The following is an 809-nucleotide window of genomic DNA, read 5'->3' as shown; positions in this document are numbered from 1 at the left end:
CCACCGCGCCGGCCGCCGTCGCGGCCACCTGCACCCCCTCGGCGCCGTCCTTGGCCAGCAGCCCCGGCACCGCCCGCGCCAGCGCGGTGGTGTCGCGCCCCTCGCCGGCCACCAGCTCCGGGTGCGCGGTCATCGCCGCGGCCACCCGGCCCTCCGGGGTGCCGGGCGCGGCCGCGGCGATCCGCGCCAGCGCCCGCGCCAGGCCCGCCAGGGACACCGCCACCAGCGGGGCGCCGCAGCCGTCGGCGGTGGGGTGGGTGGCGGGCTCCCCGCACAGCTGCGCGACCGTCTCCACCACGCGCCGCTGCAGGGGGTGGCCGGGGTCCAGGTAGCCGTCGGTGCCCCAGCCGGCGGCCCGGCACGTGGCCAGCATCGCGGCGTGCTTGCCGGAGCAGTTCTGCGCCAGCGCCTGCGGCCCGCGCCCGGCCGCCGTCCACGCCGCCCGCTCGGCCTCGCCGACCGGCAGGTCGGGGGTGTTGCGCAGGTCCTGCGGGCCCAGCCCGGCCAGCTCCAGCACCCGCAGCACCCGGCTCAGGTGCTCCGGCCCGCCGGAGTGGCTCGCGCACGCCAGCGCCAGCAGGTCCGGCGGCAGGTCCAGGCCGCTGCGCACCATCGCCACCGCCTGCAGGGGCTTCAGCGCCGAGCGCGGGTACACCGGGGAGGTGACGTCCCCGGCGGCGGCCAGCAGCGCCCCGCCGGGGCCGGCCACCGCCACCGAGCCGTGGTGCACGGACTCCACCAGGCCGCCGCGCGTCAGCGTCGCGACGGGCACGTGGGCGGGCGGCGGCGCGGGGGGGCCCGCCGGGGAG

1 protein-coding gene is annotated in these 809 nt (G+C 81.8%); it reads right to left on the bottom strand.

The annotated features are described in order from the left end of the window. The coding region (locus GTR00_RS21970) for an asparaginase (protein WP_205706414.1) at positions 1–809 on the bottom strand (809 nt) is incomplete at both ends.

The organism is Kineococcus indalonis (assembly GCF_009906395.1).
In the GTDB taxonomy this organism is placed as follows: Bacteria; Actinomycetota; Actinomycetes; order Actinomycetales; family Kineococcaceae; genus Kineococcus; species Kineococcus indalonis.
This window is presented reverse-complemented; position numbering and strand designations above follow the sequence as displayed.